19 protein-coding genes are annotated in these 22,276 nt (G+C 46.9%); 6 read left to right on the top strand and 13 right to left on the bottom strand.

All coding sequences use genetic code 11. The features are described from left to right. The first annotated feature begins 18 nt into the window (after window positions 1-18). The 4 genes from ASG34_RS05930 (at window position 19) to ASG34_RS05945 (ending at window position 2,747) form a co-directional block, all read left to right on the top strand. Window positions 19-654: a YchE family NAAT transporter gene (locus tag ASG34_RS05930; RefSeq protein WP_055827991.1), complete on the top strand. Its 636-nt coding sequence runs from the start codon at window positions 19-21 to the stop codon at window positions 652-654. 157 nt (window positions 655-811) lie between these two features. Then, complete coding sequence (locus tag ASG34_RS05935; protein ID WP_055827994.1) at window positions 812-1,243, top strand: NUDIX hydrolase; 432 nt, start codon at window positions 812-814, stop codon at window positions 1,241-1,243. Continuing rightward, complete coding sequence (gene mnmA, locus ASG34_RS05940; RefSeq protein ID WP_055827997.1) at window positions 1,240-2,334, top strand: tRNA 2-thiouridine(34) synthase MnmA; 1,095 nt, start codon at window positions 1,240-1,242, stop codon at window positions 2,332-2,334. The genes ASG34_RS05935 and mnmA overlap by 4 nt, the downstream gene beginning before the upstream one ends. 80 nt (window positions 2,335-2,414) lie before the next feature. Further along, entirely contained in the window at window positions 2,415-2,747 is a 333-nt protein-coding gene (locus ASG34_RS05945) for a hypothetical protein (RefSeq protein ID WP_055828000.1), read from the top strand. 59 nt (window positions 2,748-2,806) lie between these two features. Here ASG34_RS05945 and ASG34_RS05950 read toward each other — a convergent pair whose 3' ends face one another. The 5 genes from ASG34_RS05950 to ASG34_RS05970 all read right to left on the bottom strand — a co-directional run bounded on the left by ASG34_RS05950 (window position 2,807) and on the right by ASG34_RS05970 (window position 8,484). Then, entirely contained in the window at window positions 2,807-5,128 is a 2,322-nt protein-coding gene (locus ASG34_RS05950) for a TonB-dependent receptor domain-containing protein (RefSeq protein ID WP_235559681.1), read from the bottom strand. Window positions 5,129-5,199: 71 nt separating this feature from the next. Then, window positions 5,200-5,871 carry a PEP-CTERM sorting domain-containing protein gene (locus tag ASG34_RS05955; protein WP_055828003.1) on the bottom strand — a complete coding sequence of 224 codons (672 nt, stop codon included), beginning with the start codon at window positions 5,869-5,871 and terminating at the stop codon, window positions 5,200-5,202. 236 nt (window positions 5,872-6,107) lie between these two features. After that, window positions 6,108-7,037 (bottom strand): PEP-CTERM sorting domain-containing protein, encoded by a 930-nt coding sequence (locus tag ASG34_RS13965; RefSeq protein WP_055828006.1) that lies wholly within the window; start codon window positions 7,035-7,037, stop codon window positions 6,108-6,110. A 374-nt stretch (window positions 7,038-7,411) separates the two neighbouring features. Then, entirely contained in the window at window positions 7,412-7,597 is a 186-nt protein-coding gene (locus ASG34_RS05965) for a hypothetical protein (protein WP_235559682.1), read from the bottom strand. A gap of 263 nt (window positions 7,598-7,860) precedes the next feature. After that, window positions 7,861-8,484, bottom strand: coding sequence for a glutathione S-transferase N-terminal domain-containing protein (locus tag ASG34_RS05970; RefSeq protein ID WP_055828011.1), 624 nt, complete (start codon window positions 8,482-8,484; stop codon window positions 7,861-7,863). Window positions 8,485-8,627: 143 nt separating this feature from the next. On the opposite strand from ASG34_RS05970, the gene nadC reads away from it, so the two are divergent. Both nadC and ASG34_RS05980 read left to right on the top strand, forming a co-directional pair. Continuing rightward, window positions 8,628-9,500 (top strand): carboxylating nicotinate-nucleotide diphosphorylase, encoded by an 873-nt coding sequence (nadC, locus tag ASG34_RS05975; RefSeq protein ID WP_055828014.1) that lies wholly within the window; start codon window positions 8,628-8,630, stop codon window positions 9,498-9,500. A gap of 85 nt (window positions 9,501-9,585) precedes the next feature. Next, window positions 9,586-11,376, top strand: a complete 1,791-nt coding sequence (locus ASG34_RS05980) for a GspE/PulE family protein (protein WP_055828017.1) — start codon at window positions 9,586-9,588, stop codon at window positions 11,374-11,376. Window positions 11,377-11,440: 64 nt separating this feature from the next. Here ASG34_RS05980 and ASG34_RS05985 read toward each other — a convergent pair whose 3' ends face one another. From ASG34_RS05985 to ASG34_RS06020, 8 genes are all read right to left on the bottom strand, one after another. Further along, window positions 11,441-11,986, bottom strand: a complete 546-nt coding sequence (locus ASG34_RS05985) for a cytochrome b/b6 domain-containing protein (protein ID WP_055828021.1) — start codon at window positions 11,984-11,986, stop codon at window positions 11,441-11,443. Window positions 11,987-11,996: 10 nt separating this feature from the next. Further along, window positions 11,997-12,275, bottom strand: a complete 279-nt coding sequence (locus tag ASG34_RS05990) for a PepSY domain-containing protein (protein WP_055828024.1) — start codon at window positions 12,273-12,275, stop codon at window positions 11,997-11,999. 16 nt (window positions 12,276-12,291) lie between these two features. Continuing rightward, complete coding sequence (locus tag ASG34_RS05995; protein WP_055828027.1) at window positions 12,292-13,335, bottom strand: alpha-hydroxy acid oxidase; 1,044 nt, start codon at window positions 13,333-13,335, stop codon at window positions 12,292-12,294. A gap of 114 nt (window positions 13,336-13,449) precedes the next feature. Next, complete coding sequence (locus ASG34_RS06000; protein WP_055828031.1) at window positions 13,450-14,130, bottom strand: Fe2+-dependent dioxygenase; 681 nt, start codon at window positions 14,128-14,130, stop codon at window positions 13,450-13,452. 8 nt (window positions 14,131-14,138) lie between these two features. Further along, entirely contained in the window at window positions 14,139-16,328 is a 2,190-nt protein-coding gene (locus tag ASG34_RS06005) for a TonB-dependent receptor (RefSeq protein ID WP_055828034.1), read from the bottom strand. A gap of 186 nt (window positions 16,329-16,514) precedes the next feature. After that, window positions 16,515-17,819: a PepSY-associated TM helix domain-containing protein gene (locus ASG34_RS06010; RefSeq protein ID WP_235559684.1), complete on the bottom strand. Its 1,305-nt coding sequence runs from the start codon at window positions 17,817-17,819 to the stop codon at window positions 16,515-16,517. A 17-nt stretch (window positions 17,820-17,836) separates the two neighbouring features. After that, entirely contained in the window at window positions 17,837-20,032 is a 2,196-nt protein-coding gene (locus tag ASG34_RS06015) for a TonB-dependent receptor (RefSeq protein WP_082504820.1), read from the bottom strand. Window positions 20,033-20,097: 65 nt separating this feature from the next. Next, window positions 20,098-22,158: a TonB-dependent siderophore receptor gene (locus tag ASG34_RS06020; RefSeq protein ID WP_157256768.1), complete on the bottom strand. Its 2,061-nt coding sequence runs from the start codon at window positions 22,156-22,158 to the stop codon at window positions 20,098-20,100. Between the last annotated feature and the right edge of the window lie 118 nt (window positions 22,159-22,276).

The following is a 22,276-nucleotide window of genomic DNA, read 5'->3' on the forward strand; positions in this document are numbered from 1 at the left end:
TGCCAAAAAGTAACCGCCATGAACGAATATACCTACCTGCTTAAAGTCGCGATTGCCTTGCTGGCGATTGTGAATCCTATCGGCAGCCTGCCAATCTTCATCAGTGCCACCAGTGGCTGGAGCAAAAAGGAACGTGCCCGTACCGCACGCACGGTCGGCATGACCGTGATGATTGTGCTGTGCGTCTCGGCTTTTATAGGCGACAAAGTACTAGACTTTTTTGGCATCGACATCCCTTCATTCCAGGTCGGTGGTGGTATTTTGCTGCTACTGATTTCTATCTCAATGATGCATGGCAAGCAAAGTGGCACTCGCCAAACAGCCGAAGAAGCGCAAGACTTGGCGGAGCGTGAAGTGATTGCGATTGTGCCATTGAGTATCCCGCTACTTGCCGGACCAGGCGCGATTTCCAGCATGATTATCACTGCGCAACAGCATCCTGGTTTTTGGGGGCATTTAAGCCTGATAATACCGGTGGCTTTAATTTCACTGTTTATCTGGGGCCTGTTATTACTTTCTGATGCCATCACTGATTACCTGGGCCCTATCGGGATTAATATCGTGACCCGCCTGATGGGACTGATTTTAGCGGCCATGTCAGTAGAGTTTATTGCGCATGGATTGACTGGTTTGTTTCCGCAGTTGGCGGGTTGATGACCACATATCGACAGCGCATGGTAGTAGTCAAGGCTTTAAGATAATTACCCTAATCAATCACTTAGCGTTAAAATAGCGCTTTTAACGAAACCCGCGTATTTTGAATTCACCTGCCTCTTCCAAGTCCTCCCAGCAGTGGAAACCCAACGTCACCGTGGCGGCAATTATCGAACAACACGGCAAGTTTTTGCTGGTTGAAGAAACCACTGACCGTGGTAACCGCTTTAACCAGCCTGCCGGTCACCTCGAAGAAAACGAAACGATTATTGAGGCCACCATCCGCGAAACGCTGGAAGAAACTGCCTACGACTTTACACCAGAAGCCCTGGTAGGCATTTACCACTGGCAGCATCCGGTTAATGGCATCACTTATTTGCGTTTTGCATTTACCGGCAAGCTGGGAGCACATTACCAGGAGCGTGCATTAGATGACGGCATCCTCCGCACCGTATGGAAAACTGAAGCCGAGATTGCTGCCGATGGCGAGTTGATGCGCAGTCCGCAGGTGCTGTTATGCGTGCAGGATTACCTTGCGGGCAAACGTTATTCTTTAGATATTTTGAAACATTTGGGACAGGCATTATGAGTAAGCCACATGTAATCGTCGGCCTGTCCGGCGGCGTTGACTCTTCCGTTACCGCTTTGTTGTTAAAGCAGCAAGGCTACCATGTCACCGGTTTGTTTATGAAAAACTGGGAAGACGATGACACTGATGAATACTGTTCTTCAAAGCAGGATTTGATCGACGCCGTGTCTGTCGCTGACAAGATAGGTATTGACATTGAAGCCGTGAATTTTAGTGAGGAATACAAAGAGCGAGTATTCACTAACTTTCTGGAAGAGTACCAGGCTGGCCGTACGCCTAACCCTGACATCCTGTGTAATGCCGAGATCAAATTCAAGGCATTTTTAGACCATGCGATGAGCCTGGGAGCAGATTTGATTGCCACTGGTCATTATGCCCAGGTACGTGAGAACCCGATTCAACCGGGCAACTATCAGCTGCTGAAAGCAGATGACGGCAGCAAGGATCAAAGCTATTTCCTGTCACGCTTAAACCAGGCACAGTTATCTAAAACATTATTTCCTTTGGGTAAATACTTAAAGCGTGAAGTGCGTGAGATCGCGCGTGAGCATGGGCTGATCAATGCCGAAAAAAAGGACTCCACCGGCATTTGTTTTATCGGCGAACGCCCGTTCCAGGAATTTTTGCAACGCTACCTGCCAAGACAACCCGGCATCATGCGTACGCCTGAAGGTAAAGTAGTCGGTGAACATGAAGGCTTGATGTATTACACGCTCGGGCAGCGTCAGGGCCTGAAAATTGGTGGCAGCCGCGACAGTAACGGCGAACCCTGGTTTGTAGCAGGCAAAGACATGGTCAGCAATGAACTGATTGTAGTGCAAGGACACGATCACCCACTGCTGCAAAGTGACGGCCTGACTGCCGGGCAATTGCATTGGATCAGCGGCGAACAGCCACGTACCAACTGGGTTTATGCGGCCAAAACCCGCTATCGCCAGCCGGATGCGCCATGCGAAGTCGATGCGGTGAATGACGAGGAGGCGACCATCCGCTTTGGTCAGCATCAATGGGCGATTACGCCAGGGCAAAGTGTAGTCGTTTATGAAAGTAATGTCTGCCTGGGTGGTGGCATTATTAATGGCGCGATTTAAGCAATCAAAAGGCATGCTTATTGCTTCTGCTTTCCTGATAGACAATAACTCACACCTAAAGTGACAAGGAATGACACCTGATGGCCTATATACTTAAAAATAAAGAAGGTGCAATTATTGCCGCAAGTCCGGATACTCAGGTTTCGGCTGACTGGGTACAGTTAGAAAACTCAGATGCCGATTATTTGAATTTTCTGGATGAAGAACTTAAGAAACACCACACCTTCCGTGAAAGCGATATCCAGCTGGCGCGCGTACTTGAAGACTTGATCGGCATTCTGATCGAGCGCAGCCTGATCAGTTATACCGACTTCCCGAGTGCAGCGCAAAAACGCCTTAACGAGCGTCAGACATTACGCCATAAAAATAATCTGCATACTCTGCTCGGTGACGATGATGTTGCGCCGCTTTAAACAAATACATCATCTAAATATAGAAAAGCCTCAGAGATTCTGAGGCTTTTTAATTTCATTCAATACATTAACTCGACAAAGAATTTAACGTTTTTCCCCGGAGCAAAAATTCCTAATCCACCCATAGCAGCGTCGAGCCGATACTCTCTATTGGTCAAATTTTCTCCTATCAGTCGCATTCCCAATTGTGGAGTAGCTTGCCAATGTACCCCGGCATTCCAGATTTCATAGCCGTCCTGCGTGCCAAAAACATAATCAGTGGTAGTACCGCCACCGACAATTATATTTCTATCTGAAATCTTCCTGTAAGTGACATTAAAGTCCAAAGTCTTAGTTAACGACGCCCCCAAATTAATATTCAAGGTATTGCCAGGAATGGTATACAGCGGAACAAAACGCCCTCCGTCAAAAAGATTTCCATTTATTCGTGAATATGCGCCGCGCATATATATACCATGGTATTGAACAAAACCTTCTACCTCTATTCCATTTCTTCTTTCCCAACCTTTTTGTGTGATGCTCCTGTCATCGCTCTCACGCAAGGATGAAAGTAAATGCGAAGTATAGATGTGATAAAAGTTAATTTTGCTGGTAAGGGCAATATCAGTCCCCATTAGATGAGGATCTTGATAGCTCATGCCGACTTCGGTGGACTCAGAAGTCTGAGATTGATAAAGATCACCACAAATACCAGAGGGTGGGCCGTCTGGCATTGAAACTCCAGGAATCAAAAGTGCGCCTAATCGTCGGCATCTGCTGAATGTGCCTTGTGTAAACGACTCATCTATTAATGCTGGACGAAATCCTTGACCGTAATTGCTATAGACTGTCAATTGCTTGGGACTGGCACGAGGGAAGAAATCGTAAGCTAAGCCCAAGCTCCAGGTTTCTTCAGTAAATTCATTTTTACTGGCTTGTTTAAAAGGAGCAAGCAAGTCCAGAGTGCCACCGTCTGCTTCAATCTTATAATCATCCCTTCGATACCCTGGTTTGATACTTACTTGTCCAATCTGAAAATGTGGTTGAATATAAAATGCATTGTAAGAACGTTTGCCTGGGGGTGCAGAAGGATTGAAGCCATTGGGATAACCACTTGCCAAAGGGCTGGCGGGATTTTCAAGAAAGCGTTCTACGTCTCTTTCACTTTCATTGTATTGATAACCGGTTAACACTGCTATTAACATTGAATCAGCTTTAAAAATCGTGGAGATATTACTTAAATCCACAGTCTTTGTTTTGTAATCATAATAATCATTCATGTTTGTGCAAGTGCTGACATTGCACGGATTTATCGATGATTTGCCAGGCTGCAGCAGATCATGTAACTTTGTATGCCCTCCGCCCAATACAGCTTTCAGATTAACCCAAGGATGATCAGGCGTATAAAGCATGGTTTGAGCCCAGCTAAAATCATCAATACTTCGTATCACTGTGCCGAAGGTACCTGGTTGCCCGCCAGTTGCGTCATAAGGTTGCAACCCGCTATCATCAAAGGTGACTAATGAAGTGCTAAGTTCCAAATCTTCCAGTGGAAAAATGGAAACTTTGAGCAATTGGGAGATAGACTGGATTGCAGAACTATCTAATTTATCTCCATTTGCAAGCGTGATGTTATTCGCCTGGCGATTAGAGTAGTTGAATAAAATATCTATCCTTTCCTCGGGTCGGGCATACATCATATAAGAACGAGAGTATTCATCATTGTTATTGCCATAACCGAACTTGGCTTTAGCACCAAATTTCTGGCCGGGCTTTAACAAATCAGCCGCATTTTTTGTTTGGGCGATAATCGTGCCCCCTAAAGAACCTGAACCGCTGGTAATTTGTGGACCACGTTGGATTTCAATACTTTTTAATAACTCGGGCTCTACAAAAGTACCCCCCATTCGATACTTTTCAAATCCTTTAGGCGCCCCATCAACTTTCACCATTACATCTTCATTATCCGTATAACCCCGAATACTAAAAGCCATACCACTTGGTCTTGGGCCACCTGTAATTGATACACCTGGCGCAGATTTTACAGCCTCAAAAATGTTGCTCGGCTGCGTGCGTTGCAACTGCTCACTTGTGATTGTGGTAATCGGCAATGTAGGATTGATGCCAGACTCCTCTTTAACCCTGGTATCAGTGACGGACACCTCGGGCAATGTATCAACACTCTCCGATTTGTTTATCGGCTGATCATCCTGATCATTTTTAGACTGGGTATTTTCCTGGTTGGAGGTGTTCTCATCGTAGCTTATTTGATCTGCAGCAAAATTAATATGGCTGAATGAAACAAGTAGCATACAAATAAATAACTGAAACGCACCCATCATTGAAGAATAATGGTTATTAATTTTATTTTTACGTTGCCGTTGATCTAGGCATTCCATCATGAGCGCTTTAGAAGTATTAATTGAAACAAAGGGGCTGAATCAGCCCCTTTGTGTAGTTGCACAAATCTAAATCAGGTATTGCTTGTGCTAGTGCGACGTCTTGCTATCACACCTACCAGGCCAAGCCCGAGCGCCATCATGCCGTAGGTTTCTGGTTCAGGCACTGGCGTCACTGTTGGGACAGAAACAGTGGCTAAAGCAAGTTGATCCAAACTCATGCTTGATGAAGAGGCTCCGAAATTAAAGGTATACAGGTTTGAGCCTGTTACACCAGTCCATTTCCAGTACAACTCTTGCTCATAAGATGTACCAAATCCGCCAAAGTCACCTTGCGACTCAGTCTTTTGCACTACCACTTGACTTGCTGCCTGGCCATTCAAGAACGCAGATGCTTGAGATGCTGTATTACCTACCGTACCTATACGCAAATAAACATCATACAATCCACCTGCTGTGCCGCTTAAAGTTGCAGTAAATTGTGTAGCTACAGCGAAACTATATACATTGCCGCCCACTAAGAATGCGCCGCCAGTTGTTTCTTTTAGAGATGCTGTCGTTCCTGCTGATAAAGCTATTTCAGGGGTGGTATCACCTGTACTAAGTGCTGTGCTTTCAAATGTGTTCCATTCGGCATATTGGGTTGTTGTGCTCCAAGGTGCTGCCGTATCCCAAACACCTGCTGTTGCAAATGCTGATCCACTAAAGGCAAAACCAAATGCTAAAGCCAAAGCTGATAATTTCATTTTATAAATCTCCTCTTACAGCGCATAAGCCCCTTCCTCTTGAAGGTGATGCACCATTTACCTCAAAATAAGCCTCACGGACTCACTCCGTTGAGTATTTAATTTCCATGTAAAAAACATGGACAAACACCTTTAACACTTAGCGGAGCGCCCGGCGGGTTTCCGAGGTTGCCTGGAGCGACGAAAGACCTGCAAGTATTGACAGGGCCTTTATGACTACGCATAGGCTTAAGTGTTTAAACCTGACGGCGACGGCGTGCTACCAAACCGATCAAGCCTAATCCGGCAAGGATCATGGCATATGACTCTGGCTCAGGAACCGGCACAGCGACCACCTGATTGAAAGTGTCGCTCTGCGTGAGGCGGGCTGCATAAGTTTGGCTGTGTGCGACGACATCGAAAGTCACATTGAATGATGAAACATTGCTGTAGCCACTTAAATCCCACTGGAATGCATAGAGATTGATGTAGATCGGCTCTTCTGTACCGCCAGCACTTGTTGTACCGTTCTCGCCTTTGGTGCTCAGTTCAGCCCAGTTGGCAGATAACTGAGTTGTTGTGTTATCACCAAAGGTCAGGTTGAGTGTAGGGAAGTAGTTGGTCACGGCTAAAGCACCTGCCGCATGCGTTGAAGCGCCACCAATTGTGGTTGTATTGCCCACAGAAGGCTGGTAGAAATCGTAACCATTGGCACCGCCAATTTCGACCTGGAACACCACATTGGCCAGATTGTCCACTGGCGCAGTTTCAAACACACCCAGCTTGCCACCGTTAACATTGAAAGCACCGCTGAAAGAGCCTGTATAGAGGCTGTCACTCGAAGGAAAGGCCCCACCTGTTGCGCCATTACTCACTTTTCTGAAGGTTGCTGAACTATCATTATCAGAGCTGACTTGCGAGATCACGTTTGGCAATGGAGCCATGCCTGGAAAGCCGCCACCAGGGATACCAGCAATCGTGACCGAAGTACCATCCACTGTTTTGGTTTTGGAAGAAGCGCTCAGGTTATACCAGCCGTCATCCTTTTTAATACCATTCAGCGATTTAGATATAGGAATCGCATCCTGAATACCGGTGGGTGTCGCAGCGAATGCAGGGGCGATATTCAGGCTAAATGCAGTCAATGCAACGATTGAGAGGGGTTTGAAACTTAGTTGATTCATCATTTTTTCTTCTCCATAGTCATACGGGCACAAGCCCATTAAACCGGCTACCCCTCTTCTCCTAGTTAGAGGTAGCTGGCATGCTCGTTTGCAGCATATGCTGCTCTACAAGACATAAGTCCTGCAGATAAACGAATCTTTTAATGTCTTGTTGAGTATGTAATCAGAGGCGAGATGATGCTTATGAACATAAGCATGCAATACCACGTAGAAACCTAGGTAGAAACCCAAGTAGAAACAAGGTGCCATGGATAATGCCGTTGACCCTTCCTCATGAAGGCGCTTGCGGGCGAACTACTCAACTCAACATTTCCACGGCCCCATGCCATCGGAACTTTTGGGGAAATATCCCCGATTTAATTCTACTAACTAGCGAGCTATTTGCTGTCAGCTAGTTCTGCAGCAGGCTGAAAATCCACCACAAATCGATATTGCTTTCCGCAATCAATAATCACTTCCTTCTGACCGCGCTTTAAAAGACGAATATCTACCTTAATGCTGCCAAAACCATCATGCGCAATTAGCTCATCGACTAATTCAAGCAATCTTTTTTTTAGTGGCATGCTGGCATCCATCACAAAGTTTTTAACCGTTACTTAATACTATATTCTCAAATGATAACAATTATCATTTGTATTATCAATGCCAAATTAATGACTTATAGTGATCAATGGAACTTTTTACAACATTTAACGTGATCGATGGCTAGCGGCTTACTAGACGGCTAAATTGAAATGACAATTCAACTTAGCTAAATGTGATTGCAGTCTTACTGCAATAGAAAAGATAACAGCTCGAAGAGTGCTATTGATTGGAAGCTGTTTTTCTAGGGTTGTGGCATGGTCTGTTTGAAGCTTGGGCGCTTGACCAGCACGCCATAATGCTTGGCAAGGTTAGGAAATTTCTCCTGCCAGTATTTACCCTCCAATTGGGTACTCTTGAAACGCAAATCGATGTAACCCAGCGTAGTACCCAAGGCAATATCGGCGAGGCTGAATGTTTCATTGACACACCACTTTTTCTTGAGGAGATCGTTATCTAATGCCGTCAGGCCGGCGACTACTTTAGCCATTTGCTTCTCTATCCAGGCGCTTGTTTGCTGCGCTTCAGGTTTGCGCTGTTCCTGCATCACCGCAACCGCTGCATCACAGACACCATCAGCTAGGGCCTCCCAGCGACGCACTTTGATTTTGGCCAGATGATCCTGTGGAATCAAATGAGCCACTGGCGTACGGTGATCCAGGTATTCGACGATGACACGCGAGTCATAAAGGCTTTCACCATCATCCAGCACCAGCACCGGCACTTTGCCCAGCGGGTTGAATTGACTGACAGGACAGTCAGGCTCAGCCAGCACGACACTGGTTAATGTGAGATCAATGTGTTTTTCGATGGCAACGATGCGAACCTTGCGTGCATAAGGACTGTTAACCGTATATAAAAGCTGCATAGTGTGTTTGCCAATGAAAGGTGCTGTTTAAGAAAAAAAGCCGGTCACAAAAACTGATGTCCCGGGTCGCTATTTATTATAATAGCTTTTGGCATGGGCTTAAAATTGTCCCATGCATAATTTTCAATCATGCAGATACCCTCATGACACAATCTTCGATCTACCAAACCTTGCCACCTTACCTGAATGCAGTGTTAATTGCTGAGCAGGTTAAAGCGATTTTGCAGGAAGACATAGGCAAAGGTGATATTACTGCACACCTCATTCCTTCAGGCACACGTGCTTCAGCAACAATCATCAGCCGTGAACAGGCTGTAATTTGTGGATGCGCCTGGGTAGAGCAATGTTTTACGCAGTTGGACTCGGCAGTCAGCTTCGATTGGCACGTTAAGGATGGCGACCTCGTGCAGCCCAACCAGACGCTGGTAACAATAGAGGGCGATGCCCGCGCCATGCTGAGTGCCGAGCGCCCGGCGTTAAACTTCCTGCAAACATTATCTGCGGTTGCTACCCACACCCGGCAATATGCCGAACTCATTGCGGGTTTGCCTGCCAAGGTATTGGATACGCGCAAGACCTTGCCCGGTCTGCGGCTGGCGCAAAAATATGCAGTACTCACAGGCGGCGGTGCCAACCAGCGACTCGCGCTCTACGATGGCATATTAATCAAAGAAAATCATATTACTGCCGCAGGCTCCATCGCGTCTGTGCTGAAAGCCGCATTTGATATCTGCGAGACCGAGAATATCCAGATTGAGGTCGAGACACTGGATGAACTGCAACAAGCACTGGATGCCGGAGCGAAAAGTATTCTTCTGGATAATTTTACGCTGAATGATTTGCGTAAAGCGGTCACAACGACCCAGAAACGTGCCTTGCTGGAAGCGTCTGGCAATGTGGATCTGACTACAGTGCGCGCTATTGCAGAAACTGGCGTTGACCGGATTTCAATTGGCGGGCTGACCAAGCATATTCAGGCTGTTGATTTGAGTATGCGTATTCAGATGCAGATCTGAGTCAGCCCAGGAAAGTGACCAATCTTGCCATATTTCAGTGGCATGCTTTTTGCACCATAGGCTAATACTTAAGCCTAGAAGTGTCATGAATACTCCAGCCCCATTTTCATTACCTAAATCCCTAGAAAGTCTGCGTCTGGGTGATTTGCTGCGCATGCTGGTCTCAGATGGACGCATCGAGAAGGTGATGGCAGAAAAACTGCATCAAGACCGCAAGCGCGATAGCTCAAAGACCCACCCGATTGTCGTCGTTGCCGAACAAAAGTGGCAAGACCACCGGGAGCCCGCACAAATACTCACTGTGGATAACCTTAGCCGCTATGTCGCTTATAAGGCTAAAGTACCTTTCTATCAGATAGATCCCCTGAAACTCGACTTTAGTTCGGCTACCCAAATCGTGTCTCAGGCTTACGCCGAGCGTTTGCGCATCATGCCGATTTCGGTCAAGGACGGAGTGGCTAAAATTGCGACTGCCGATCCTTTCCACCAGAATTGGGTGTTTGACCTTGAACGCATACACAATCTGCGGATTGAAGTGGTCATGGTCAACCCACTGGATTTGCAGCGATACCTGCCCGAACTATATAAGTTGTCTTCCGCCATCCAGTCGGCCAATGTTGCTAAAGCTGGCCAAATTGTCGGCGTACAGAATTTTGAGCAACTGATCGAGCTAGGCAAAGACCGCCAGCTGGATGCCAATGAACAGCATGTAGTGAATATCGTTGACTGGTTATTTAAATATGCGTTTGAACAGCGCGCCAGTGATATCCATCTTGAACCGCGCCGAAATCTAGGCTTGATGCGTTTACGTATCGACGGCGTATTGCACCAGGTTTACCAGTTGCCCAGCAACATCATGAACGCGATTACCAGTCGCATCAAATTGCTGGGCCGTATGGACATGGTAGAAAAACGCCGCCCCCAGGATGGGCGCGTTAAAACAGTGGACACCGATGGCAAGGAAATCGAATTACGTTTATCGACCATGCCTACCGCTTTCGGCGAAAAACTGGTGATGCGGATTTTCAAACCGGATGTGCTGGTACAGGATTTTCAGATGTTGGGATTTTCCAAACGTCAGGGTGAACAATGGGCGCAATGGACAAGCCATCCCAATGGGATTATTTTGGTTACAGGTCCGACCGGCTCGGGCAAAACCACCACGCTGTACACCACACTCAAGCAACTGGCCACAGATGAAGTGAATGTGTGCACGGTGGAAGACCCGATCGAGATGATAGAACCCGCATTCAACCAGATGCAGGTGACTCAGAATATAGGACTGGGTTTTGCCGAAGGCATACGCACGCTGATGCGCCAGGACCCGGACATTATCATGGTCGGCGAAATCCGCGACCAGCAAACCGCAGATATGGCGATCCAGGCGGCACTGACCGGACACCTGGTACTGTCAACCTTACACACTAATGACGCACCGTCTGCCATTACACGTCTCCTTGACTTGGGGGTGCCTGCTTACCTGATCCACTCCAGCGTGCTCGGCATCATGGCACAACGCCTGGTGCGCACATTGTGTCCGCATTGCAAAACCGAAGGTGAGATTTCTAATGCCGAATGGGCCAGCATCACGCGCCCGTTTAAAGCAGCCAAGCCAAATAAAATCATGAAAGCGGTCGGTTGCCAGGAATGTCGTCACACTGGCTATCGCGGGCGCACCGGGATTTATGAAATGCTCACGCTCACGCCAGCCATCCGCAAACTGATTACGCCAGAGACTGATTTATTACAACTGCGCCAGGCAGCGACACAGGCCGGGTTGCAGCCATTAATGTTGAACGGCGCTGAAAAGGTTGCCGCTGGCATGACCACGGTAGCTGAGGTTTTAAAAGTCGCACCGCCGATTGAAATGGATTAGGTGCTAATTGCCTTTACGCAATTTTCAACAAGGTTACTGGAAACGCAAAGCTTCTATAGAATTCTTAATTTTCTGCTTTTGTTTGATTTAAATGAGCATAACGGCCATGTATCATTTGTGACAATAAATGTTGACCTGATAATTTTGAAATGCAGAAAACAGCCAGTACATGCAAAGAAACCAGCGCCAACAGGCTGTAACTTAAGACAGTGTGTACTTGCACGGGCCAATCCTCCCCCCATAATGCATCCGTACGACTTAGCCATCCGGTGATTGCAAGTGCTGCAATCAAAAACCACATTAGATAGACTGCCCATTGCCCAAGCGGATTATGGCCTTTATGTGATTGCATCTGCCTCCACCGTATCTCTGTGAGATGCAAGCGGATAGCATCAATGCCTGGCCAATAAAACCTTGCCGGCTCAAATTGAGTGATGTTGCCTAGCAATATCCGCCCGAAAATAGCAACCACAATCGAATAGCCAAGTGAACGATGTATGAAGTCCGTTTCATACCAGAGGTAACTCATAAGCCATAAGGCAATAACACCGCTGGCCACCAGCCAATGACTAAGTCTTACCCACCACGGCCATATAATACTTGAGTCCATAGATGACCGGTTAGTCTTTCAAGCCGATTGCTTTGACGATCGCAAGCGTTTTCATATCGAAGTAGATTTCAACTTTCTTACCCTCTTTATTGCGCCCGTAAATTTCGTAACAATTGCCATCAACCTTGAATTTCTTGATGGTATACCCCTCTGCCTCCAGCGCTTCTTTCAAGCTATCTTCGGAAGCCCACTCTTCTTTTGAGTAGACTTTACAATCAGCGGCTGCAAATGCAGAAGTGGCAGTGAATAAACAGGCCACCATCGCCACATACAAGCTAAATTTTTTCATCGTTTTTTCCTATTTATTACTGATACAAATCAACCTGACGAATGTCGCTTAAATTGGATACACCAGTCAGCGCCATCGTCATTTCCAATTCATCTCTGATCCAGCGAATCACTTTTGCAACACCCATTGCGCCTTCAGTCGCAAGTCCCCACACATAAGGTCGGCCAATACATACTGCATCTGCGCCCATCGCCAGCGCTTTGAATACATCCTGACCACTGCGGATACCACTATCCACCAGAATTTTGCATTGCCCGCCAACTTCGCTCACAACCTCTGGCAACATTGCCGCGACAGTAGGCGTGTTGTCGAGCACACGCCCTCCGTGATTAGACACAACAATGCCGTCACAGCCCAAATCAACAGCGCGTCTTGCGTCGTCTACATGCATGAATCCTTTTACTAATAGAGGTACCGTCAGCTGTTTTCGTAACCACTCCACATCTTCCCAGGTAGGTGCCTGGGACATCCAGCCATCAAATACATTGCTTTGTCCGGCAGCGATTGGCCTTGGAGCTAATGCTTGCACGAGGTTGACTGCCGAAATCCCTTCAGGCAGATCCATCAATGACTGTTTTACCGGGGCATCTACCGTGAAGACTATTGCGCTTGCGCCACTGGCGATTACTTTTTGCAATAGCAGCAAGGTACGGTCGCGATCCCCTTGCCAGTAAAGCTGGAACCAGAGTGGTTGTTGTGCTTGTTGGATTATCTCTTCAACGGGCTGGCTGGCAAGGCTGCTTACCATCATTTGCCCTTGCTGGGCATTACAGGCGATTGCGGCGCCTATTTCCCCATCCGAATGAAATAGCTTTTGATAGGCCACGGGTGCCAGCAATAGCGGGTGTGCCCAACGCTCACCAAACATCTCGCAGACCGTATTGGCGTTTTGCAGTGCGCGCAAAGGCCGTGGTACTAGCTTGCGTGTCTGCCAAGCAACTTCGTTCGTATTCAGCTGATATCCATTGCCAGCATCAGATTGCAGATAATGCCAGATTGCCGCCGGCAGTTTGGCCTGCGCTTGTTGTGCATAATGGGATAAAAGTGGCAGTGATTGCATACAGGGCCGATAGGGATTGCTTTAAGAGATCATGTGAATTTTATCAGCAGGCTTTGTATTCAGTGGCTATATTTATGATGGGTTCGTCACCTATGGCGCTCAAGCCATCAGCTTTTATAATGCCCAATGCCTTAACAAATTATGGTAAATACCTGTTAATTGCACAACTTCTGAAGTTTCGCCATATTGTTGGCGTAATTTTACCAAAGCCATATCCATATCAAACAGCATGCGTCTATGTGACACATCCCGAACCATACTCTGTATAAACATAAAACTGGCAAGACGTTCTCCCCGTGTGACGGGTGTGACGGAATGTACAGAGCTGGATGGGTAAATCACAATGGAGCCAGCTTTGAGCTTGACGCGCTGCTCGCCAAATACATCCTGCACTACTAACTCGCCTCCATCATATTCATCAGGATCATTCAAGAACAAGGTTGCTGACACATCTGCCCGTACGCGCGCACTGCCATCTGGCATGCTGCGCATGGCATTATCCACATGTAAGCCATAGTGATTGGTTTCACCCGAATAACGATTTACAAATGGCGGCAAAATTTTATCTGGTAACACTGCAGAAAAAAATAAAGGATCGCGATGCAATGCTTGCAACACGATCCTGCGAATTTGAGCCAGCAACTGGTCTTGTTCCGCCAGTTGCTGGTTATTTTTAACGGTTGCTGCCTGGATACCGGCGGTTGTGCGTCCATCCACCCATTGTGCCTTTTTTAACAAAGCCTGTATGGATGTCACCTCACTATCCAGCAAAACATCCGGCAAACTTAGCAGCAAATCAACTCCTAGAATTTATATTCAGTCGTCACAATCGCCTGGCGACGGTTACCAGGGGTCACTAAACCACCATTATCGTACACTGCATCATAATACTCTTTATTGAGCAGGTTTTTAACGTTCAGCCGTACAGCCCATTTAGGTTGTTCATAGGCAGCCATTAAATCTACACGCGCATAGCCTGGTGCGGAGTTAGGATTAAAGTGACCGCCTACAAATGAACCACCAAGGTTGGCTGAACTTGGATTATATGCATAGCGCTCACCTTTAGCTTCTACACCGCCACCAATTTTCCATGCATCCGTTAATGCATAAGTAGTCCAGACGTTCAGGGTAGCAATGGGTGTATTTCGTGCACGTTGACCTTCGACACGTGGATCAGCATAAGAGTAAACATTACCTGCTGCCACGTTTTGAGCTGCTTTAATGACACGTGCATCCAAGAATGCAACACCGGCAAATACATCCCAGCGATCAGTGACTTTACCGGTAACTTCAAACTCAATGCCATTGGTACGACGCCTTCTGGTCAGAATTGCAGAAGTAGCCTCTAGGTCTGAGTTACGCTCCCAGTTCTTTGTTGTAGTAAACAACGCAGTTCTTACAGCCAAATCACCATCATTAAATAACCACTTTGAACCAATCTCCACAGTTTTACTACGCTCAGGATCCTGAGGCACTGCGGTCAACTGATACAAGTCAGCAGTCGGGCTGAAAGAGTCACTCCATGTAGCATAATAGTGCCTGTCTGGGGTCGGCTGCCACGACAAGCCACTACGGTAGCTGTACTCGCCATAGCTCAATTTTGGAGAAGTCACGCTTGTATATCTGGCATGCAATTCATCGCGACGAATACCCGCCAGTACTGTCCAGTTTGGCATGAACTCAACACTGTCCTGCGCATACACTGCATAGTTATCGGCATTAAATGCGTTTTGCAAGTTGCCTTTGGCATGCCGCTCATACAAAGCACCCGCTGTTGGATCTAAATCTACCAATTGGCGACGTACAGAATCTTCTTTTAACCACTCGATGCCTGTGACAACAGCATGTTTCATGCCGGCAAGATCAAACTTGGTACTAAAGTCCGACTGTAAATTAACAGTGTTATAGTTCAAGTATCGAGCCTGATTCTGCCCAATACTGCTATTAGCGGTTGGCAATGCAGGAGTTGCGGTATTGTTTGGTGGTAGTTTTGCCCAATAGGCGCGATTATAAGTACCACTACGTAACTGTGTTCTTAACTGTGTATCTTCGGTAAACTTGTGCGTAAAAATACCTGTAGTCACACGGGTATCGCTGTCATCAAAGTTGTTGCTAGCTCCCCAGAATGTACGGTCACTAGCGCCATTAGGCGTATCATTTTGAGGATGTGTTGCTATAAAACGAATACCAAAATCAGGCACGTCCCGTGTTTGGGTATAAATATGATTCAGGAAGAACTCGTTTTCAGTACCGATACCTGCACCAAAACTAACAGCAATACCTTTGCGGTCAAACTCAGGCCTGTCTCCAGTGGTGGGATTCTTACGATAAGTCTCATCGTGTCTATCCATCACATTAACGCGAATCGCTGCAGTTTCAGTTAATTGTTTATTGAAGTCGCCGGTAAATTGGTGATAATCGTATTCACCTCCACTACCTGTAATCGTGTTTTTATCACGCAACTCAGCCATCTTAGATACCTGGTTGATGACACCACCAGCCTGGCCACGACCAAACAGCATTGCGGCCGAACCACGCAGCACATCTACTTGTTCAAGATTGAATGTTTCGCGGTTGTATTGCGCGGTATCCCGCATATTATCAAGGTAAATATCGCCAAATGTGTAAAAACCACGCAAGTTAAAGTTGTCACCAGCGCGGCCACCTTCAGCGGCATTAAAAGACAAGCCAACTACGTTACGCAAGGCCTCGCGCAAAGAACCAACCTGCTGGTCATGTAAGAGTTCTTTGGTCAAGGTAGTAACTGCTTGCGGTACATCTTGAGGATCTTGATAGGTTTTACCTACACGTGTTTTCTTGGCTTGATAGCCTTTACTCTCAGTGTTGTAAGTTGTTTTATCTTTATCAGATTTAATTTGCACTTCACTCAATGTTTGTGCATTTTCTGTAATTTTTTCTTCTGCGATTGCAATTGCAGGCAAAGCCAGCATCAGCGCGACCGTCATTGCTTTTTGATTAAAGCCGGTTGGCATATTTCTTCCCGATTAATGTTTGGATTGAGTGGCTAATGGAAGATTAATCCCATCGGCATATCTGTTGATACAGAGGGCGTGAATGATAACAATTCTCATTGTTAAAAACAATCAAACTTAGCACATTAATTTATTGCATTCAATATATTTTAAGTTTGGCTATGGTTCTGATTGCTTGAATAGGCATTAACGTGACATGGAACGTATACGCTCAGATGCGAACACCTGCTCTTGTAAGATGAGTGAGGATACTTTGCGTGCCTTGCGCTTTTTCAGCCACAAGTACACACCGGTCACCGAAAGCATGGCGACCACCAGGCCCATTACAGAGATCAAGATACGGCCAGGAATACCTAAAATGCGACCTGAGTGTAAGGGAAACTGCGCCTGCACAATGACGTCTCCAGCAGTACCTTCCCAAGGAATACGTTTACCGACGTAATGTGCATCTAGCCCATCATAATACAATCGCTTATGACCAGCTCCGGCCACGCCATGATCGGCATCCGGACGATAAAAATCGACGTTAAATAACTGATAAGCAGCGCTGTATGAGATGCGTCCGGCAGGCTCTTGCCAGCCTTGCACTTTGGCGTCATTGATAGCCAATGCCAATACCTTTTCGTAATCGACTTGGGGCGGTTGTTGCTGCGCTGGCGGTAAACGCGGACGCAAGTCTGAAGGGGTAGGCGTTAATGTGAATGCAGACTTCATCACTGGCATAAATATTTCGCGACGCAGATTTAATGCAAGTGCAGAGAATGCCAGAATAATTAATAGAACCCAGGTCCATAAGCCAAATGCGCGATGCATATCGAAATAGCGTTTATGGGCACTGCTGTTCCATCGCATTTTCCATGCTGGCCACCAGCGCTTCCAGAACGAAGCCTGATTTGCAGAATGCGTCGCTTGCGCCTTATGCAGGCGCGTTTGAGGTTTTCTGCCGGATTTAGGCAATGTCAGGTAAAAGCCCACAAAACTATCTATCAGCCAAATGATCGCCACTCCACCCATCAGCCAGATCCCCCAGCGGTCTATTCCCCACATTTCAGGCAGGTGCAAACTGTAATGCAGTTTGTATAGGAAGGAAATCACATTGGTACGGTCTACCGGCCAAACCGCCCCCCATTCGCGCTTGCCCAATTCCTGGCCTGTCACCGGGTCAACGAACACCTGGTTAAATTTGACAGGTTCCAGGCCATTAGGCGGGTTAGGCAACGGCCTCACCCCCAAAGACAGTGTATGCCCAGGCTCCACCGTCAGCGGGATAGAACTCACTTGTACCTGCGGGTAGCGCTCTGCAACTTGTTTGGCCAACACTAAACTGGATTGATGCAAGCCGGTAGACTCGCTATGCATCCATGCCGGGTTCAGCAACTCATCAAGTTCGTGATCCCAGGAGATGATGGCACCTGTGAGGCCGGTGATCAGCAGAAACAGAGCGCTGGCTAGGCCCAGCCAGCGGTGAATCAACAGCAAAGACGAACGCAAATCAAATTACCTCATACTTAAAAATCAAGTTGTGCACTTACAGTGATAGTGCGCGGAGCGCCCATGACCAAGTATCCACTTCCTGGAGAGCCACCACTGGACGCCCAGTAATCACGGTCGGCAATATTGTCAATACGTCCACGGACAGTGAATAGTTTACCTTTAATATCGGTCACATAGCGAGCACCTACATCCAATCGTGTCCAGCCTGGAAGTTCGAGTGTATTCGCTGCATTGGCATACATACTATCAGTGGCGATCACGCGTGCATCGACTGTCAAACCAGCCACAGCTTTGATATCCCACTCCACCCCAAAGTTGGCTTGCTTATCTGGAACACCAATGGTTTGTTTACCTTCAGTAGCCGCATCCCGGGTATCTTTCTGTTTAGCATCCAGGAACGTGACGCCTCCTAGCACACGGAATCCCGGAACCAATTCACCATAGGTCATGAGCTCTATGCCCTGATGATCTTCGCTTCCTGCACTGGCAAATATCAGTGTAGTTGGGTCTGTTACCCCCCGCGGTTTCTCAGTAGTGAAATAAGCGGCTGACAAACGTACTTTCCCAAAATCAAATTTAGCACCCACCTCTTTTTGTTTTGAAACAAAAGGAGCAAGTGACTGGTTAGCATTGATCAAGGGCACGTTATTCAGCGAAGCAGGGGCAGTGTCACCTTGTGTAAGTGCTTCAATATAATTTGCATATAGTGAAACCTGCTCCAAGGGTTTGACGACCACACCATACACCGGACTTAATTTACTTTCATCGTAGTTAGTCGTAGTCACGCCTAAAGCGTTTTTGTTCAGGTACTTCAAATTCTGTTGCCGTGCGCCCAAAGTAACTAGTAAACGCTTGTCAAACATCGAAAGCGTATCACCCAGGGATACGCTTTGGAAGTTGGCTTCATAGCTAACAAAGTCATCCATAGGTGCAGCATTTGCCCCGGTGAATACGGGCTGGTTGTAGAAAGTAGGTGAGTATAGGTTGGTAGGAATGGCACCAGTAAATGCGAAGTCGATCTTGCGTATAGCAGAGTAAGTATTGGTGGACAATACCCAATCATGGCCGATAGAGGCAGTGTTAAAACTTCCTTTCAAACCAGCTTCAGCCGTCACGATGGAGTCCTGACGAATATTATCGAAACGTGAAGTTGTACCTGCTCCATTTGTAGAGTTGTTAACTGTAAGGTTACCAAGCGAGTTAGCTTCATGGGAGTGACGTGAACCGGCCGCACCATAAGCGGTGACATGCTTGTTGATATCCCATTCGGCGCGCACAGTGCCGAAAAGATCGCGCTCATTTGAATAAGACCAGGGTTGTGCCCAATTGTGGTCGCTGGAAGGTGCTTTGGGTACACGGGTCACTTGTGCACCAGTGAGCGTGACATTGGTACGTGTTTCTTTCAAGCGGTTTTCTTGGTAGCCAACATCGGCGGATAGCCTGACATCGTCTCCACGCCAATCAAATGCCAATGACACAAGATCAAGTTCCATTCCCTCTTTGTTTATGGCAGTCCCACCATCCCGACGTGAAACATTTAGTCTAAATCCTGCGCGGTCATCGGGGCCAAAACGCCTTGCCACGTCAGCAGCGATGTATTGCTGATTACCTGAGCTCCAGCCAGCAGTCACCAGATTTAAAGGATCGTTAGGTGCGCGTTTTGGTAGTAAAGAAATAGCGCCGCCAACGCCATCTCCGTTAGGGCTGGATCCATTTAAAAATGCACTTGCTCCACGTAACACTTCTACACGCTCAAACAGCTCTGCGGCAATATATTGCCGTGGCAATAGACCATACAATCCGTTGTAAGCAACGCTATCAGAGAAAACCAGATAACCACGAATAAAGTACGACTCCTGGAAGTTACCAAATCCACGCGCAACACGTACAGAAGGATCATTTAACAATACATCCCCAACACTCTTGGCCTGTTGATCTTGAATCAGTGTATTGGTATAAGCATTGATTGAGAATGGCGTATCCATAGCGTCCTGATTCCCCAATACACCGACACGCCCACCACGAGCCACTTGCCCACCTGCATAAGACTTCATGACCCCTTTTGCATTTGCGTCTGCCGAAGCGTTTACCTTAATCTCATCCAGGGTTTCCACTTGGGACACCTGCTTTTTAACCTCTTCCGCAACGGCCTGATTTAATGAAAAGGCAGATAGAATAACAAGCGATAGTTTTTTAAAAGTAAACTGCATAATGAATCCTGATAGGTGAAAACCAAGTGACATGAAGACATCACTTGCCCTGTTTAAACAATATGTTAGAACTTGTAATTGGCAGAAAGGACTGCATTTTGGCGCTCGCCATAACCGCAATCCTGGCCAATGCCACGACACCAGGAAACGAATTCCTTATCAGCTATGTTTCTAATCGTGGCTCGTATATCCCACGGGCCATATGAGTAACCCACCATTGCATCGAATAAGGTCACGGCATCCACAGTAGGTGCGCCACCGTTGCCAACATTGTTACCGATATAGCGTGTCCCTGCACCAATACGCCAGTGTTCATTGATTCGATATTGAGCCCAAGCTGACCCAAACTTTTCAGCGACAGCAGACAGGCGAATCTTTGTTGTGTCGTTGAAGGCGTTCATATGAGTGTAATTACCTAGTAATTCCAGATCACCGATACGATGCTTGGCTTCGAGCTCCCAGCCTCTGGTAAGGGAACCTGCCTGTTGTAAGCCACCTGGTGTGTTGCCTTGCACAACACGGTTCTGCTGCTCGATCTCAAACCAGGCAAACGCCATTGAGGTATTAATATCAGGAGATAAGTACTTCAACCCAGCTTCTCGCTGTTCTCCCTCTGTAGGCTTCAATACCCCACCTGAGCCGTCAGTGCCAAGGTTAGGTACAAACGCTTCGGAGTAATTCACGTAAGGCGAAATGCCGTTGTCAAAACGATACATCACACCTAAACGTCCTGTGGTTGCTGAGTTACGTGAATCGACATCTGCCTGTGCATTATTAAATCTCAACAAGGTATTGGTTGCATGGTCCCGGCGTAGGGCACCTGACACTATCCATGCCCCCCACTCCATGTATTCAGAGAGGTAAAACCCAGTTTGCACAATTTTGTTGTTGTCACGCTCTGCGCCCGTAAGTTTTGCATAATCTACATTGCCATATACCGGGTCATAGACGTTGATACCAAATGCCGAAGGAGTTGAAGCATAATTACTTTCGGTCCATAAGGCATCTTGATAATCCATTCCAAGAGAAATCAGATGCTTAGTTTGGCCAAGCACAAAATTGCCTTGAAGACGGGCATCACTTGAAAAAACATTAGTGCTGCGATCTGCTGAATGAATGGTACGGCCGATATTGCCAGCATTGTCTGGAGTAGCGCCTACTATCGTCCAGTGCTCACGTGTGATGCTATCGGTATTGGATTTTCTCAAGTTCGCTATCAGCTTGATATTGCTTGTAATTGCCTGATCAATAAACAGGGATACTTCATCCTTTTTGGTGTTGTAACGATCCCAGCCTGGTTCACCTACAAAAGTGCTGCTAGAAATTCTTCCCTGTGGACCCGGTAAAATCGTACCGCGTGAAGGAAGAAACTGAGCCGACACCGCACTATTAACTTCCTGGTGTACGTATTGCAGTGTAATGCTAGTTTTATCACTGGGTTGCCAGGTAACTGAAGGCATAAAAACCACAGAATCGTCATTGACGTGATCAACTTGTGTACCGCTGTCACGCTTGAGGGCTACCAGACGATATAACCATTCGCCATCGTCAGTAATGGGGCCAGTAAAATCAATGCCGATTTGTTTACGATCATACATGCCATACTGCACATTGACTTCACGAGATGCCTCTTTTTTAGGGCGTTTGGTAACTGCGTTGATAATGCCACCCAAATCTGACTGCCCAAACAATGATGAAGATGGCCCCTTAAGGACTTCAATACGCTCCAGAGTATAAATATCTGTACGCGCATTGTTATAGAAGCCATACAAGCTTCGTAGGCCATCCAGAAACATAGAGGGACTCAATCCGCGTACTGAAGCAGAATCAATACGTGTATCAAAACCAAAATTACCCGCATAAACGCCTGCGCTGTAGGTGAGAGCATCCTGAATATTCAGCGCTCCCATTTCCCGGGCCTGCTCTACATCAACCACTGTCACGGATTGCGGCATGTCCTGCACTGCTACTGGGCCTTTACCTACAGAGGTTGCTCTATCCTGAGTAATGAACTTATCCTTTTTGCTGTCTTTTTTAGCACTTACAGACACCTCGGGCATCGTCTCAGTACGTTCTACCTTGTTGGGCTCTTCTGCCAAAACAGAAGTGGCGGGAAAAGCTAACATTAAAGCGAATGAAATCGTATTAACACGGCAAAGATACATAAAAAACTCCAATAAATGATCGCTAGCTACTGGAGTCGTGACTCTTTGGCTTCCAAAAAATGTAATGATAACGATTATC

The sequence above is a fragment of the Methylophilus sp. Leaf416 genome, assembly GCF_001424665.1.
In the GTDB taxonomy this organism is placed as follows: Bacteria; Pseudomonadota; Gammaproteobacteria; order Burkholderiales; family Methylophilaceae; genus Methylophilus.

What these genes read in the sequence shown, in the direction of transcription:
- ASG34_RS05950 (WP_235559681.1), bottom strand. Translation starts at nt 5,128, where the DNA reads ATGATGGAATGCCTAGATCAACGGCAACGTAAAAATAAAATTAATAAC.
- ASG34_RS13965 (WP_055828006.1), bottom strand. Translation starts at nt 7,037, where the DNA reads ATGATGAATCAACTAAGTTTCAAACCCCTCTCAATCGTTGCATTGACT.
- ASG34_RS06005 (WP_055828034.1), bottom strand. Translation starts at nt 16,328, where the DNA reads ATGCCAACCGGCTTTAATCAAAAAGCAATGACGGTCGCGCTGATGCTG.
- ASG34_RS05980 (WP_055828017.1), top strand. Translation starts at nt 9,586, where the DNA reads ATGAATACTCCAGCCCCATTTTCATTACCTAAATCCCTAGAAAGTCTG.
- nadC (WP_055828014.1), top strand. Translation starts at nt 8,628, where the DNA reads ATGACACAATCTTCGATCTACCAAACCTTGCCACCTTACCTGAATGCA.
- mnmA (WP_055827997.1), top strand. Translation starts at nt 1,240, where the DNA reads ATGAGTAAGCCACATGTAATCGTCGGCCTGTCCGGCGGCGTTGACTCT.
- ASG34_RS05985 (WP_055828021.1), bottom strand. Translation starts at nt 11,986, where the DNA reads ATGGACTCAAGTATTATATGGCCGTGGTGGGTAAGACTTAGTCATTGG.
- ASG34_RS05930 (WP_055827991.1), top strand. Translation starts at nt 19, where the DNA reads ATGAACGAATATACCTACCTGCTTAAAGTCGCGATTGCCTTGCTGGCG.
- ASG34_RS05965 (WP_235559682.1), bottom strand. Translation starts at nt 7,597, where the DNA reads ATGCCACTAAAAAAAAGATTGCTTGAATTAGTCGATGAGCTAATTGCG.
- ASG34_RS06015 (WP_082504820.1), bottom strand. Translation starts at nt 20,032, where the DNA reads ATGCAGTTTACTTTTAAAAAACTATCGCTTGTTATTCTATCTGCCTTT.
- ASG34_RS05995 (WP_055828027.1), bottom strand. Translation starts at nt 13,335, where the DNA reads ATGCAATCACTGCCACTTTTATCCCATTATGCACAACAAGCGCAGGCC.
- ASG34_RS06020 (WP_157256768.1), bottom strand. Translation starts at nt 22,158, where the DNA reads ATGTTAGCTTTTCCCGCCACTTCTGTTTTGGCAGAAGAGCCCAACAAG.
- ASG34_RS05990 (WP_055828024.1), bottom strand. Translation starts at nt 12,275, where the DNA reads ATGAAAAAATTTAGCTTGTATGTGGCGATGGTGGCCTGTTTATTCACT.
- ASG34_RS05945 (WP_055828000.1), top strand. Translation starts at nt 2,415, where the DNA reads ATGGCCTATATACTTAAAAATAAAGAAGGTGCAATTATTGCCGCAAGT.
- ASG34_RS05970 (WP_055828011.1), bottom strand. Translation starts at nt 8,484, where the DNA reads ATGCAGCTTTTATATACGGTTAACAGTCCTTATGCACGCAAGGTTCGC.
- ASG34_RS05955 (WP_055828003.1), bottom strand. Translation starts at nt 5,871, where the DNA reads ATGAAATTATCAGCTTTGGCTTTAGCATTTGGTTTTGCCTTTAGTGGA.